Genomic DNA, 14,321 nt, shown 5'->3' with positions numbered 1-14,321 from the left:
CGTCCAAATACGCCGAGTGGCCTGATTTACGACGGCTTCGCAGTCGAACAGGAGCAAGCTCCCTCGCCACAGATTCAGTGTCCGGAGGGAGTTAACGGGACAGTCCGAGCAAATGACTCATCGCCGTCTTCAGCTTCATCGGCCGCACCGGTTTGTGCATCAAGGTGTGCCCCAGCTCGCGAATCTGCAATTTGAGCTCATTGCTGTAGTTGGCGGTGATCATCATCGCCGGAATGGCTGAACCGCGCCGGGCGTTGATCCGGGCCACCGCATCCACGCCGTTCTGCTCGTCATCCAAGTGATAGTCGGCGATCAGCAAGTCCGCTTCTTCATGGTAGTTATCCACCTGCCGCGCCAGGTCCTGCTCCGACAGCGCCGTCACCACCAGGCACCCCCACCCTTCAAGCAAGGTGCGCATGCCGGCGCAAATCGCCGCGTCGTTGTCCAGCACCCACACCCGCGCGCCACGCAGACGCTCGAGCATCGGCTCACTCATCTGCAGGCTCGGCGGCGCCATGGGTGCCGTGGCGCTCAGCGGTACTTCGACGGAAAACATCGAACCCTTGCCCGGCCACGAACGCACGTGAATGCGGTGCCCGAGAATCCCGGCAATTTTCTCGACAATCGCCAGCCCCAGGCCCAAACCACGATCCTGATCCGGACGCTGCACATCGCCACGCTTGAACTCCTGGAAAATCTCTTCCAGACGGTTATCCGCAATGCCCATGCCGCTGTCCCAGACTTCGATCGTCAGCCGCTGATGATGACGCCGACAACCGAGCACCACCCGGCCGCTGTAGGTGTAGCGAATCGCGTTGCTCAACAGGTTGCGCAGGATCCGCGCGAGCAATTGAATGTCGCTGCGCACCAGTGCCGAACACGCGATGAAATGCAGCTCAAGCCCCTCACTGCGGGCCACTTGGGTGTACTCGGCGGCGAGGTTTTCCAGCAACTCGCTCAAGGCGAACGGCGCAATGTCGGCCTTGATCACCCCGGCATCGAGTTTGGAAATATCCACCAGGGTGCCCAACAGGTTTTCCACGTCTTCCAGGGAATTACTGACATTGCGCACCAGAATCTCGTTGGCCACCGGTTCCCGGCGTTCGAGCAAGGCACTGGTAAACAGTCGCGCTGCATTCAGTGGCTGCAACAAGTCATGGCTGACGGCGGCGAGAAATTTGGTTTTCGACAGGTTGGCCTGTTCGGCTTCGAGCTTGGCTTCGCGCAGGCGTGATTCAACGCGCCGACGCTCGTCGATCTCGCGCAGCAACTGGTCATTGAGGTTCGTCAGTTCCGCCGTGCGCTCACGTACCCGCAGCTCAAGGTTCTGATAGGCCTGGTGCAGCGCCTCGGCGGTACGGCGGCGCTCGGTGATATCGCGGATCAACACGAAAATCCCCACCACCTCCCCGGTGGCCAGCCGATTCGGCACATAGGAGCGCAGCATGTAGCGCTCCTGATTGTTGATGTTGGTTTCGGCAAACTCGAACGTTACGCTTTCACCGGCCAGTGCCCGGGCCACGTAGGCTTCCAGCCGCTGATAATGTTGCTCGCTGTGCACCTCGCGCAGGCTCTGCCCGAGCATCACGCCGCGCGGCCAGCAGTACCATTCTTCGTAGACCTTGTTGGTGAACTCGTAGACCAGATCGGCATTGAGGTAGGCGATCAGTGCCGGTACGTGGTCGGTGATCAGGCGAATCCAGCGCTCGCTTTCGCTCAGCGCTTCGGCGTGCTGGTAGCGTTCGGTGATGTCGGTGAAGGTGTTGACGAAGCCGCCGGTGGGCAACGGATGGGTGCGGATTTCCAGGACCCGGCCATCGTAGAGGCGCTGCTCGCATTCCTGCACCGGGCGCCCGTTGCCGTCTCGACTGGCCGGGGTCAACAGGTTCAACTCGCTGTCGGCGATCACTTCGGCGAACGGCCGATGCGCCGCCACCGGCGCAAGGCCGCTGAGTTCAAGGAAGCGCCGGTTCCACAACTCCAGAATGCCGTCGGCGTTGACCATCGCCACGCCTTGGGACAGGTTGTCGACCGCCCGTTGCAGCAAATGGGATTTCTGCGCCACCGCCTGCTCGCGGCGCACCGTTTCGCTGAGTTTGACGTCGGTAATGTCGGTGAACAGGATCACCCGCCCGCCCTCTTGCGTCGGCCGTTCGCTGACTTGCAGCCAGCGACCATCCTGCAAACGGAACAGCAGATTTTCGTCGGCCTGCCCGCGCGGTTCTTCGGTAAACAGGCCGGTGGACAGCATCAGCCGCTTGACCTCAGCCAGGCGCATGCCGGCGTTGATCCGCACCCGACTGTTGCCCCAGAACGCCTTGAAGCGGCTGTTGAACAGCACGATTCGCTGGTCGGCATCGAACAGTACAAAAGCGTCGGAAATGCTCTCGATGGCGTCGATCAGGTGTTGATGCGCGGTTTCTGCACGCAAGCGCGCTTCGCTGAGCAAATGATTGCCCGACTTGAGTTCGGCCATGGCCTGGTTCAGGGCGTCGGTGCGCTCACGCACCTGTTCGGCCAGCACCACCGAATGCTGGAACGCCGCGTACGGGTCGTTGCCGCGGGTGATACCGGATTCGATCCGTTCGATCAGCGCGCCATTGATGCGCTGCAGTTTCTGGTTTTCGTGTCGCAGGCTGGCGACTTGCGCCTGAAGCTCAACGATGTCCAGGGGACCGGCCTCGGGCAATGGCAACCCCGGTGAAGGTCTGGTTGATGTGCATGCCATTGAACTGTTCTCCGTAGGTGTTGAAACCCATCACCCGCTGGTCCCGCAAAAACGTGCCGATCTGCTCGAGGCTGCCGCCGTCTTCCAGTTCCAGACGCCTGAGAAAACAATCGCAGCCGATGGTCAGCAACAGGTCACCGAGGCGTTCCTGCAAGCCCTCGAACAGATTTTGCAGGTTCGGCAGCATCGGGCCCGGCGTCATGACCGTGAGGACGATGCCGTTTTCCACCGCGCAGTAGAAACTCAGGCTCAGGTCCGGATGAACCTGCTGGATTGCCCGTACGTAGTACTGATCGTTGATCCGCACCGCCAGCGGGTGGGCGGCGAAGACCCGGTGATCGAGCTCGGCCACGGGCACGCCGATGTGCCGGGCGTACTCCTCGGCGGCGGGTTCGGCATTCAGTTCGAACACCCGGCGCGAAGCACTGTCGGCGCCAGTGACCACCAGTTTTTCCGCCCGCGGCAGGATGTGGTGGGTGGTGAAGACTTCGAAATCCAGCCAGGTGTTGACCAGCACCACCACCGCCGCGCCACTGTGAAACTCGCCATTAAAATAGACGTGGGTATGGGTCAGGTAATTGTCGTCGCCGGCCGAACCACCGAAATGCGGGATGTCGCCCAACGCTGCGCTCAGCGCTGCGAGGACCATTTCTTCACGGCTGGACAAACCATCCAGCAGGGTCAGGGCAAAACTGTTGCCCTTGATCGGCGCCAGGGTGTTGCTGCGACAGCCACTGACCAGACGCTCGACCATTTGCTGGGCGTCGATCAGGCTGAATCGCTCCATCTCGTCGATCAGTTCGGCGTCGATGGAAAAATGCCGATGGTCGAACCCCACTGCCGTCACGCAGTTGCGACCGTAGCCCAGCGGGGTGATTTCACCGGCGCTGGTGCAGCCGACCAGGCGAATACCGCCGAAGCTTTGTTGCAAGGCCTGACCCAGCGCCTGCAAGTCGTACTCGGCGGAACAGAAAAACAACACGAACCCCAAATGCGGATGCAACAGTTGCCGCGCCAGTTCTTGAGCCACCTGTTCGGCATCGGTCGACTGGGACATTGCACTGACGACACCTTCGCTCTGGACCTGCTGCATCGTCGCCTCCCGCAGGTGCGCATGTATGAGGTTGGAGTGTACGAAGGCCAGGGGCTGCCACGTATGCTACTTGGGTAGCGGTCAGGCGGTTCGATGGGATGAGAGTCGGACATCAAAGGCTGGTCGCTGACACATTTGTGGCGAGGGAGCTTGCTCCCGCTGGACTGCGAAGCAGGCCCGGAACCGGCCGATGCGCGACCAGAACCAGGGCCGCTTCGCGCCCCAGCGGGAGCAAGCTCCCTCACCACAGATGATCTACATCGCCAGCGGTTACCAGGTCAGCACCGCCCCCACTGCAAAGGTGTCGGTGTCTTCGTTCTGCGCGCTGGTGTCGTGACCGTTGATTTCGAACTGGTTGTACTCGGCCACCAGCTTCAGGTTGTCGTTGACGTCATGGAACAGCGCGATGCCACGGGTCTCGTAGTCTGCGCCGCTGCCGACCACGCCGTTGCCATCGTCCTTGGTCTTGCCGTAGGACAAGGCCAGGCGGTTTTTCCCCAGTTTGTAGGAGCCCTGCAACAGGTAACCGTCACTGTCGACGTTGCGCAACGTCGGTTCGCCGGCGTTGTTGGTGAAGAACGGGTTGATGCCCTTGGCCTGGAAGCCGGAACCGGTCAGCGACAACCCGCCCATTTTCGCTTGAACGCCATAGCCGACGCCTTTGGAGGTGACGGACTGCACCGTGGAGTCGGTATTGTCCGACGTCTGGTAGCTGCCGTTGACCCAGCTGTAAATCTTCGCTCCGGCGACGTCGAACTGATAGGTGATCTCGCTCTCGGTCCGCGGGTTCTCCTGATACGCCTTGCCCGTCGGGCTGCTGTCGTTGGTGTCCACCGGGTCCATGATCCCCACCGCCACCCGCAAGCCGTCCATCACCGGTGTGCGATAGGTGATCTGCGAGGTCGGGAACGGGTACGGATAACCGCTGCCGATGTTGCCGAACGACACCCCGCCACCATCCACCAGCCCCAGGGTATCGCTGACCTGACCGTAACCGGCGAGCAATTCATCGAGCAGGATGTTGGAACGGGCAAACAGGCCGAAGTCCTTGCCGATCAGCACTTCACCCCATTCAGGGTTGGCCACCGTGCCGTAGAACTGCCGCACATCGATAGCCGTGTCGGTGCCGTTGGTTTCGCTGTCGTTGATCGTCACCCAGAACGACGCCCGGGCGCCGAGCTTGAGATCATCGACCTGCTTGCCCATGTTGAAGCCCAGGTAGTTGGGCAGAAAGCCCATTTTGACCCGCGCCTGTCGACGATCGTATTGATCACCGGCGCGGTCCACATCACTGTTCACGTAAAACGCGTTGATATAGCCGTCGGTGGAAAATGTGGTCTGGTCCTTGTCGTACAGCATGATCTCGGCTTCGGCCATTGAGCTCAAACCGAGGGTCGACAGGCCGGCGATCAAGGCTGGCAAGTAACGATGCTTGAAATTCTTATTGTTGTGCATGACGCGCTCCGCAGCGGGGGACTGGATGTCGGAGGCGATTATCGAAAGCTGACCGGCGGCGTCATACGCTGCCTTGGAGGGGGTATTGAAGTGCTTTGGCGTGGCGGGTGGAGTGCAGCAAATTCGGCGTAAGACCGGGCCACGACGAGGGCCCGGAACTTAGGGTGTAAGACCGTTAGACACCCGCTCTGAACAGCATGTAGGCCGCGACCACGACGCAGACGCTGGCGAAGCCGACCTGCAGGACCCTGGCCGGGACTCGGGCGCACAGCTGTCGGCCAATGATCATGCCGACCACGCTTGCAATGATGAATGCCACGCCCAGGCCATCGATCCGCACCCCGGCATGAAACGCACCGATCACGCCGATGGCGGAAATCAGGCTGATCACCATCAGGGACGTCGCCACAATCCCGCGCATCTGCACATCGGTCAGTTGCTTGAACGCCGGGACGATCAGGAACCCGCCGCCGACCCCGAGCAGACCGGAAACCACACCGGTCACCGCGCCCAATGCCGCGAGAGTCGCGGTGCACTTTGCCGTCCAGGAAAAGCGTCCGGTCTGTTGATCGAGCATGCAGTTTTTCTGTCCCCAGTTGGCGTGCCCGTGGTCGCTCGGGCCTTCGTCCTGGCGCTCGCGGCGCAGCATCCGCCAGGCCACCATGACCATCAGCAGGCTGAACAGAATCATCAGGATCTTTTCCGGCAACTGATGGGCGAAGTAGATGCCGACCGGGGAAAAAATCGCCCCCAGCAATGCAATCAACAGCGCTGCGCGATAACGCACCAAACCATGGCGCAACCCGTCAATCGCCCCGACCGCCGCCGCGCTTCCCACCGCAAACAAGGCGACGGGTGCCGCCTGAGTCATGGTCAGACCCAACCCCAGCACCAGGGCCGGAACCGCAAGAATGCCGCCACCGGCACCGGTCAAGCCGAGGACCAGGCCCATGACCACACCAAAAAAACTTGCCAGCAACATAGAACGCTCGTAATCCATGACAAAAGCCGGGAACGCCCGGTATCGATGACTGACAGGATAGAACCCGCGCAGCTTTTTACATCAATTGAATTGTTGTAGGGCTGGTCAGCGCAGGGAAATTGACACTACCCTCAAGGCTTGTCCCAAAAGAAACGGCCACCATGCCCGCCTTGATTGAAGCCTTCCTCGACCCTGCCTCGTCGACCTACAGTTACGTGATCTACGAAGCCGACGGCGGCCCGTGTGCGATCGTCGACCCGGTGCTCGACTACGACCCGGCCGCCGGACGCACCGCCACCACCCAGGCCGATAAAATCATCGCTTTCGTGGGTGAACATCAGCTGCAGGTGCAATGGCTGCTGGAAACCCACGCCCATGCCGATCACTTGTCCGCCGCGCCGTATCTGCGCCGGAAGCTGGGCGGCAGAATTGCGATTGGCCAGTCGATCAGCAAGGTTCAGGGGGTGTTCAAAAGCCTGTTCAATCTTGAACCGGAATTTGCGGTGGACGGTTCGCAATTCGATCATCTGTTCGCCCCGGACGAATCGTTCATGATCGGAAACCTCAAGGCCAAGGCCCTGCATGTGCCCGGTCATACCCCGGCGGACATGGCCTATCTGATCGGCAACAGCATCATTCTGGTGGGCGATACCTTGTTCATGCCGGATGTCGGCACCGCGCGCTGCGACTTCCCCGGCGGCAATGCCAGCCAGTTGTTTGCCTCGATCCAGAAGTTGCTGGCGTTTCCGGCCAGCGTGCGGCTCTACGTTTGTCACGACTATCCGCCTGAAACGCGCGAGCCCCAATGCCAGACCACGGTCGGCGAGCAGCGCAAGAGCAACATCCACGTTCACGACGGCATCGACGAAGCCGCGTTCGTTGCGATGCGCACCCAGCGGGATGCGGGGTTGGGCATGCCGACGCTGTTGCTGCCGGCGATTCAGGTGAACGTGCGGGCGGGGCATTTTCCGCCGGCTGAAGAGAATGGCGTCATATACCTGAAGATCCCGATCAACAAGCTCTGAAAATCATAATCAAAGAATCGCAGGCTCCTGCAGGATTCGGTGTCACGGCGTATACCGTCAATGTAGGAGCGGCGAAGCCTGCGATCCTTTGATTTTCAATTGGCCAGTGTCAACCCATTCGCCGGCAACGGCAGCGCGGTTTTATAACGCACCTGCTTCAGCGCAAAGCTCGAACGGATGTTGGCCACGCCGGGAACCTTGGTGAGGAAGTCCATCATGAAGCGTTCCAGCGACTGAATGGTCGGCACCAGCACCCGGATCAGATAATCCGGATCGCCTGCCATCAAGTAGCACTCCATCACTTCCGGGCGATCCGAGATCGCTTCCTCGAAATGCTGCAACGCCTCCTCCACCTGTTTTTCCAGGCTGACGTGAATGAACACGTTCACATGCAACCCCAGCAGATCGGCGTCCAGCAGCGTCACTTGCTCGCGAATCAGGCCCAATTCTTCCATCGCCTTGACCCGGTTGAAGCACGGCGTCGGCGACAGGTTCACCGAGCGAGCAAGGTCAGCGTTGGTGATGCGGGCGTTCTCCTGGAGGCTGTTGAGAATGCCGATGTCGGTACGGTCCAGTTTGCGCATGAGACAAAACCACCTGTTTTTTATGTTTATGAAGATTTTTTATCCTCAAATGATCTCAAGCGCAACGAAACAGAGAGAAATATTCTTCTTGGCCGGGCCTATGATTGTTGTAGGACAAGATTTCCTCCACAGAGGAATGACGGTCAGCTCACTACAAGAAATTCACAAGATCGAGCGTAGAAGCCATGAACCAAGCGTACGAACCGCTGCGCCTGCACGTTCCCGAACCTTCGGGCCGCCCAGGCTGCAAAACCGACTTCTCCTACCTGCGTCTGACCGACGCTGGCACGGTGCGCAAACCCGCCATTGACGTAGAACCCGCCGACACCGCCGACCTGGCCAAGGGCTTGATTCGCGTGCTCGACGATCAGGGCAATGCCCTCGGTCCATGGGCCGAAGGCGTCCCGGTCGAGATCCTGCGTAAAGGCATGCGCGCCATGCTCAAGACGCGGATCTATGACAACCGCATGGTTGTCGCTCAACGCCAGAAAAAAATGTCGTTCTACATGCAGAGCCTTGGCGAAGAAGCCATCGGCAGCGGCCAGGCCCTGGCCCTGAATGTCGATGACATGTGCTTCCCGACCTACCGTCAGCAAAGCATCCTGATGGCGCGTGAAGTGCCGCTGGTAGACCTGATCTGCCAACTGTTGTCCAACGAGCGCGATCCGCTCAAAGGCCGTCAGTTGCCGATCATGTATTCGGTCAAGGATTTCGGCTTCTTCACCATTTCCGGCAACCTCGCCACTCAATTCGTACAAGCCGTAGGCTGGGGCATGGCCTCGGCGATCAAGGGCGACACCAAAATCGCCTCGGCCTGGATCGGCGACGGCGCCACGGCTGAATCCGATTTCCACACCGCCCTCACCTTCGCTCACGTTTACCGTGCGCCGGTGATCCTCAACGTGGTCAACAACCAGTGGGCGATCTCCACCTTCCAGGCGATTGCCGGCGGTGAAGCGACCACGTTTGCCGGTCGTGGCGTCGGTTGCGGCATTGCCTCCCTGCGGGTCGATGGCAACGATTTTGTCGCGGTCTACGCCGCCTCTGCCTGGGCCGCCGAACGCGCCCGCCGCAACCTCGGCCCGACCATGATCGAATGGGTCACCTACCGTGCCGGCCCGCACTCGACATCGGATGATCCGTCCAAATACCGTCCTGCCGACGACTGGAGCTACTTCCCGTTGGGCGATCCGATTGCGCGCCTCAAGCAGCACCTGGTGAAAATCGGCCACTGGTCCGAAGAGGAACACATTGCCGTCAGCGCCGAACTGGAAGCTGAAGTGATCGCCGCGCAGAAAGAAGCCGAGCAGTACGGCACCCTCGCCGGCGGCCAGATTCCGAGCGCCGCGACCATGTTCGAAGACGTCTACAAAGAGATGCCGGAGCACTTGAAGCGCCAGCGTCAAGAGTTGGGGATCTGACATGAACGATCACAACAATAAAATCGAGTTGGAAACCGCCATGACCACGACCACCATGACCATGATCCAGGCCCTGCGCTCGGCCATGGATGTGATGCTTGAGCGTGACGACAACGTCGTGGTGTTCGGCCAGGACGTGGGCTATTTCGGTGGCGTGTTCCGTTGCACCGAAGGCTTGCAGAACAAGTACGGCACCTCCCGCGTATTCGACGCGCCGATCTCCGAAAGCGGCATCGTCGGTGTTGCCGTGGGCATGGGCGCTTACGGTTTGCGCCCGGTGGCCGAAATCCAGTTCGCCGATTACGTCTACCCGGCGTCAGACCAGATCATTTCCGAAGCCGCCCGCCTGCGTTATCGCTCGGCCGGCGAGTTCACCGCACCGATGACCCTGCGCATGCCGTGCGGCGGCGGCATCTACGGTGGCCAGACCCACAGCCAGAGTATCGAGGCGATGTTCACTCAGGTCTGCGGCTTGCGCACGGTCATGCCGTCCAACCCGTACGACGCCAAAGGCTTGCTGATCGCCTCCATCGAAAACGATGACCCGGTGATCTTCCTTGAGCCGAAACGCCTGTACAACGGCCCGTTCGATGGCCACCACGAACGTCCCGTCACCCCGTGGTCGAAACACCCGGCTGCGCAAGTGCCGGACGGTTACTACACCGTGCCGCTGGACGTGGCTGCCATCACCCGTCCCGGCAAGGACGTGACCATCCTGACTTACGGCACCACGGTCTACGTATCGCAAGTCGCCGCTGAAGAAACCGGGATCGACGCTGAAGTCATCGACCTGCGCAGCCTGTGGCCACTGGACCTGGAAACCATCGTCAAGTCGGTGAAGAAAACCGGCCGTTGCGTGATCGTTCACGAAGCCACCCGTACTTGCGGCTTCGGCGCCGAACTGGTCGCCCTGGTGCAAGAGCATTGCTTCCATCACCTGGAAGCGCCGATCGAACGCGTCACCGGCTGGGACACCCCCTACCCGCACGCGCAAGAGTGGGCGTATTTCCCTGGTCCGTCCCGGGTGGGCGCGGCGTTGAAACGGGTCATGGAGGTCTGAATGGGCACGCACGTTATTAAAATGCCGGACATTGGCGAAGGCATTGCAGAAGTTGAACTGTCGGTGTGGCACGTCAAGGTCGGCGACATGGTCGTCGAAGATCAGGTGCTGGCCGATGTGATGACCGACAAGGCGATGGTCGACATTCCTTCGCCGGTGCACGGCAAGGTGATCGCGCTGGGCGGTGTGCCCGGCGAAGTCATGGCGGTGGGCAGCGTCCTGATCAGCATTGAAGTCGAAGGCGCGGGCAATGTTAAAGAGTCGGCACAGCCTGTGGCTGCTGCCGTGAAAGAAGCACCGGCGCCGAAAGTCGAAGCCGTTGTGGAAAGCAAACCAGCCCCTGCTGCGGCGCCACGAGCAGCCGTATGCCAAAGCCCGATGGTGGCTCGCGAAGCCGATGAACGCCCGTTGGCGTCCCCGGCCGTACGCAAACATGCCCTTGATCTCGGCATCCAGTTGCGTCTGGTGCGTGGCACCGGCCCTGCCGGTCGCGTGCTGCACGAAGACCTCGAGGCCTATCTGGCGCAAGGCCAGTCGAATGCATCGACCGCCACTGCCGCATACGCACAGCGCAACGACGAAGAACAAATCCCGGTCATCGGCATGCGTCGCAAGATTGCCCAGCGCATGCAGGACGCGACGCAACGCGCTGCCCACTTCAGTTATGTCGAAGAAATCGATGTCACGGCCGTGGAAGAGTTGCGCGCACACCTGAATGAAAAACACGGCGCGACCCGGGGCAAGTTGACACTGCTGCCGTTCCTCGTCCGTGCGCTGGTCGTCGCCCTGCGCGACTTCCCGCAGATCAACGCCCGTTACGACGACGAAGCCCAGGTCATCACCCGCCTCGGCGCGGTGCATGTGGGCATCGCCACCCAGGCCGACATCGGCTTGATGGTGCCGGTGGTGCGTCACGCTGAAGCTCGCAGTTTGTGGGACAACGCTCAGGAAATCTCCCGTTTGGCCACCGCCGCGCGCACTGGCAAGGCCGCTCGCGATGAACTGTCCGGCTCGAGCATTACCCTGACCAGTCTCGGCGCGTTGGGCGGGATCGTCAGTACGCCAGTGCTGAACCTGCCGGAAGTGGCAATCGTCGGCGTCAACAAAATCGTCGAACGCCCGATGGTCGTCAAAGGCCAGATCGTGATCCGCAAGATGATGAACCTCTCCAGTTCCTTCGATCATCGCGTGGTCGATGGCATGGACGCGGCGCAATTCATCCAGGCCGTGCGTGGCCTGCTCGAACAACCCGCCACCCTGTTCGTGGAGTAAGACATGCAGACTTTGAACACCACGTTGCTGATCGTCGGCGGCGGCCCTGGCGGTTATGTGACGGCAATTCGTGCTGGCCAACTGGGCATTTCAACCATATTGGTGGAAGGCGAATCGCTGGGCGGGACGTGCCTGAACATCGGCTGTATTCCGTCGAAAGCCTTGATTCACGTTGCCGAACAATTCCATCAGACTCAGCACCACAGCAAAAACTCGGCATTGGGCATCAGCGTTTCCGCGCCGACCCTCGACATCAGCAAGAGTGTCGAGTGGAAGGATGGCATCGTTGATCGCCTGACCACCGGCGTCTCGGCGCTGCTGAAGAAAAACAAGGTTCAGGTCATTCAGGGCTGGGCGAAAGTGATCGACGGCAAGACCGTTGAAGTCGGCGACACACGGATTCAGTGCGAGCACCTGGTGCTGGCCACCGGATCGAAAAGCGTGAACCTGCCGATGCTGCCGATTGGCGGACCGATCATTTCCTCCACCGAAGCCCTGGCGCCGACTGCTGTACCGAAACGCCTGGTCGTGGTCGGTGGCGGTTACATCGGTCTGGAGCTGGGGATTGCCTATCGCAAGCTCGGTGCCGACGTCAGCGTGGTCGAGGCGCAGGATCGTATCCTGCCGGCCTACGACGCCGAACTGACCCAGCCTGTTCACGATGAACTGAAAAAACTTGGCGTGAAGCTTTACTTGAAACATAGCGTCCAAGGCTTTGATTCTTCTAGCAATACTCTGCAAGTTCTTGAACCGGGTGGCGGCACGATGAACCTGGAAACCGATCAGGTGCTAGTGGCTGTGGGCCGCAAACCGAACACTCAGGGTTGGAACCTCGAAGCGCTGAATCTGGACATGAATGGCTCGGCGATCAAGATCGATAACCGCTGCCAGACCAGCATGCGTAACGTTTACGCCATCGGCGACCTGAGCGGCGAACCGATGCTTGCACACCGGGCCATGGCTCAGGGCGAGATGGTCGCCGAGTTGATCAGCGGTAAAACCCGCGAATTCAACCCGACCGCTATTGCCGCCGTGTGCTTCACCGACCCGGAACTGGTGGTAGTCGGCAAGACCCCGGACGACGTCAAGGCGGCGGGCCTGGACTGCATCGTTTCGAGCTTCCCGTTCGCGGCCAATGGCCGGGCGATGACGCTGGAGTCGAAAAGCGGCTTCGTGCGAGTCGTCGCTCGTCGGGACAATCATGTAATTGTCGGTTGGCAGGCGGTCGGTGTGGGTGTTTCGGAATTGTCGACCGCGTTTGGCCAGAGCCTGGAAATGGGCGCCCGGCTGGAAGACATTGCGGGCACGATTCACGCGCATCCAACCTTGGGTGAAGCGGTGCAGGAAGCCGCGTTGCGTGCTTTGGGGCATGCGCTGCACCTGTGATTCAGAGAAAAGGATGGCGGCAGAGATGGCCCCATCGCCCGCAGCTAGCTCCCACGTTTGGAATGCGTTCTCCTGTGGGAGCTAACCTGCTGGCGATTTCTTGAGGCCAACCCGATTTATCTGCCTGTCATCCGATAGTCCGGGCTGCGAAACAGGTCCGGAATGAAGTATTGTTGTCCCCATCCAAAAAACGTCAGAAGCCTTGAACCGTTTCGGCGGTTGTTAAGTGATAGAGGGTGTCATGGGTAACGAAAGCATCAATTGGGACAAGCTGGGTTTTGATTACATCAAGACAGACAAGCGCTATCTGTCGCACTGGCGTAATGGCGAGTGGGACAAAGGCACCCTGACCGAAGACAATGTGCTGCACATCAGCGAAGGCTCCACTGCCCTTCACTATGGCCAGCAGTGCTTCGAAGGCCTGAAGGCCTATCGTTGCAAGGACGGCTCGATCAACCTGTTCCGCCCGGACCAGAACGCCGCACGCATGCAACGCAGCTGCGCCCGCCTGCTGATGCCACAGGTGCCCACCGAGCAGTTCATCGAAGCCTGCAAGGACGTGGTCCGTGCCAACGAGCGTTTCATCCCGCCTTACGGCACCGGCGGCGCGCTGTACCTGCGTCCGTTCGTGATCGGCGTGGGTGACAACATCGGCGTGCGTACCGCACCGGAATTCATCTTCTCGATCTTCTGCATCCCGGTCGGCGCTTACTTCAAGGGTGGCCTGACCCCGCACAACTTCCTGATCTCCAGCTACGACCGTGCCGCTCCACAAGGCACCGGCGCGGCCAAGGTCGGTGGCAACTACGCCGCCAGCCTGATGCCAGGTTCCCAGGCCAAGAAAGCGCATTTCGCCGACTGCATTTACCTGGACCCGATGACCCACACCAAGATCGAGGAAGTCGGTTCGGCCAACTTCTTCGGGATCACCCACGACAACAAGTTCGTGACCCCGAACTCGCCGTCGGTGCTTCCGGGTATCACCCGCCTGTCGTTGATCGAGCTGGCCAAGACGCGTCTGGGCCTGGAAGTGGTTGAAGGCGACGTGTTCATCGACAAGCTGTCCGACTTCAAGGAAGCCGGCGCTTGCGGCACGGCTGCCGTGATCACCCCGATCGGCGGCATCAGCTACAACGACCACCTGCATGTGTTCCACAGCGAAACCGAAGTCGGCCCGGTTACCCAGAAGCTCTACAAAGAGCTGACGGGCGTACAGACTGGCGAGATCGAAGCGCCAGCAGGCTGGATCGTCAAGGTTTGATCCAGCACTTCAGGCACTAAAGAAGCCCACCCCTCGCGAATGCGTCGGGTGGGT

General features: G+C 60.5%; 11 protein-coding genes. 6 read left to right on the top strand and 5 right to left on the bottom strand.

What is annotated here, in order from left to right; translation table 11 throughout:
* Positions 1-91: 91 nt before the first annotated feature.
* From nahK to ACM6IQ_RS07910, 4 genes are all read right to left on the bottom strand, one after another.
* Complete coding sequence (nahK, locus tag ACM6IQ_RS07925) at positions 92-2,689, bottom strand: hybrid sensor histidine kinase/response regulator NahK/ErcS' (RefSeq protein ID WP_017339467.1); 2,598 nt, start codon at positions 2,687-2,689, stop codon at positions 92-94.
* Positions 2,658-3,821: a nitric oxide-sensing protein NosP gene (gene nosP, locus ACM6IQ_RS07920; protein WP_253427595.1), complete on the bottom strand. Its 1,164-nt coding sequence runs from the start codon at positions 3,819-3,821 to the stop codon at positions 2,658-2,660. The genes nahK and nosP overlap by 32 nt, the downstream gene beginning before the upstream one ends.
* Positions 3,822-4,091: 270 nt before the next feature.
* Positions 4,092-5,276: a porin gene (locus tag ACM6IQ_RS07915; protein ID WP_414878459.1), complete on the bottom strand. Its 1,185-nt coding sequence runs from the start codon at positions 5,274-5,276 to the stop codon at positions 4,092-4,094.
* A 175-nt stretch (positions 5,277-5,451) separates the two neighbouring features.
* Positions 5,452-6,258 (bottom strand): sulfite exporter TauE/SafE family protein, encoded by an 807-nt coding sequence (locus ACM6IQ_RS07910; RefSeq protein ID WP_017339470.1) that lies wholly within the window; start codon positions 6,256-6,258, stop codon positions 5,452-5,454.
* Between the two features lie 161 nt (positions 6,259-6,419).
* Here ACM6IQ_RS07910 and ACM6IQ_RS07905 point away from each other — a divergent pair, with 161 nt between their 5' ends.
* Positions 6,420-7,283 carry an MBL fold metallo-hydrolase gene (locus ACM6IQ_RS07905; RefSeq protein WP_414878458.1) on the top strand — a complete coding sequence of 288 codons (864 nt, stop codon included), beginning with the start codon at positions 6,420-6,422 and terminating at the stop codon, positions 7,281-7,283.
* 95 nt (positions 7,284-7,378) lie between these two features.
* Here ACM6IQ_RS07905 and bkdR read toward each other — a convergent pair whose 3' ends face one another.
* Positions 7,379-7,867: a Bkd operon transcriptional regulator BkdR gene (bkdR, locus tag ACM6IQ_RS07900; protein ID WP_017339472.1), complete on the bottom strand. Its 489-nt coding sequence runs from the start codon at positions 7,865-7,867 to the stop codon at positions 7,379-7,381.
* Between the two features lie 185 nt (positions 7,868-8,052).
* Between bkdR and ACM6IQ_RS07895 the strand changes: the two genes are divergently transcribed.
* The 5 genes from ACM6IQ_RS07895 (at position 8,053) to ACM6IQ_RS07875 (ending at position 14,267) form a co-directional block, all read left to right on the top strand.
* Positions 8,053-9,288, top strand: coding sequence for a 3-methyl-2-oxobutanoate dehydrogenase (2-methylpropanoyl-transferring) subunit alpha (locus ACM6IQ_RS07895; protein ID WP_017339473.1), 1,236 nt, complete (start codon positions 8,053-8,055; stop codon positions 9,286-9,288).
* Position 9,289: 1 nt separating this feature from the next.
* Positions 9,290-10,348, top strand: a complete 1,059-nt coding sequence (locus ACM6IQ_RS07890; RefSeq protein WP_414878457.1) for an alpha-ketoacid dehydrogenase subunit beta — start codon at positions 9,290-9,292, stop codon at positions 10,346-10,348.
* Positions 10,349-11,620 carry a dihydrolipoamide acetyltransferase family protein gene (locus ACM6IQ_RS07885; RefSeq protein WP_414878456.1) on the top strand — a complete coding sequence of 424 codons (1,272 nt, stop codon included), beginning with the start codon at positions 10,349-10,351 and terminating at the stop codon, positions 11,618-11,620. It abuts the gene before it with no gap.
* Positions 11,621-11,623: 3 nt separating this feature from the next.
* Positions 11,624-13,006, top strand: coding sequence for a dihydrolipoyl dehydrogenase (gene lpdA / locus ACM6IQ_RS07880; RefSeq protein WP_414878455.1), 1,383 nt, complete (start codon positions 11,624-11,626; stop codon positions 13,004-13,006).
* A 241-nt stretch (positions 13,007-13,247) separates the two neighbouring features.
* Positions 13,248-14,267 carry a branched-chain amino acid aminotransferase gene (locus ACM6IQ_RS07875; RefSeq protein ID WP_414878454.1) on the top strand — a complete coding sequence of 340 codons (1,020 nt, stop codon included), beginning with the start codon at positions 13,248-13,250 and terminating at the stop codon, positions 14,265-14,267.
* Positions 14,268-14,321: the final 54 nt, after the last annotated feature.

Source organism: Pseudomonas sp. IT-P100 (assembly GCF_949767185.1).
Classification (GTDB): domain Bacteria; phylum Pseudomonadota; class Gammaproteobacteria; order Pseudomonadales; family Pseudomonadaceae; genus Aquipseudomonas; species Aquipseudomonas fluorescens_B.
Note: the sequence above shows the minus strand (reverse complement) of the source record. Positions and strands in the feature narration are given on the sequence as shown.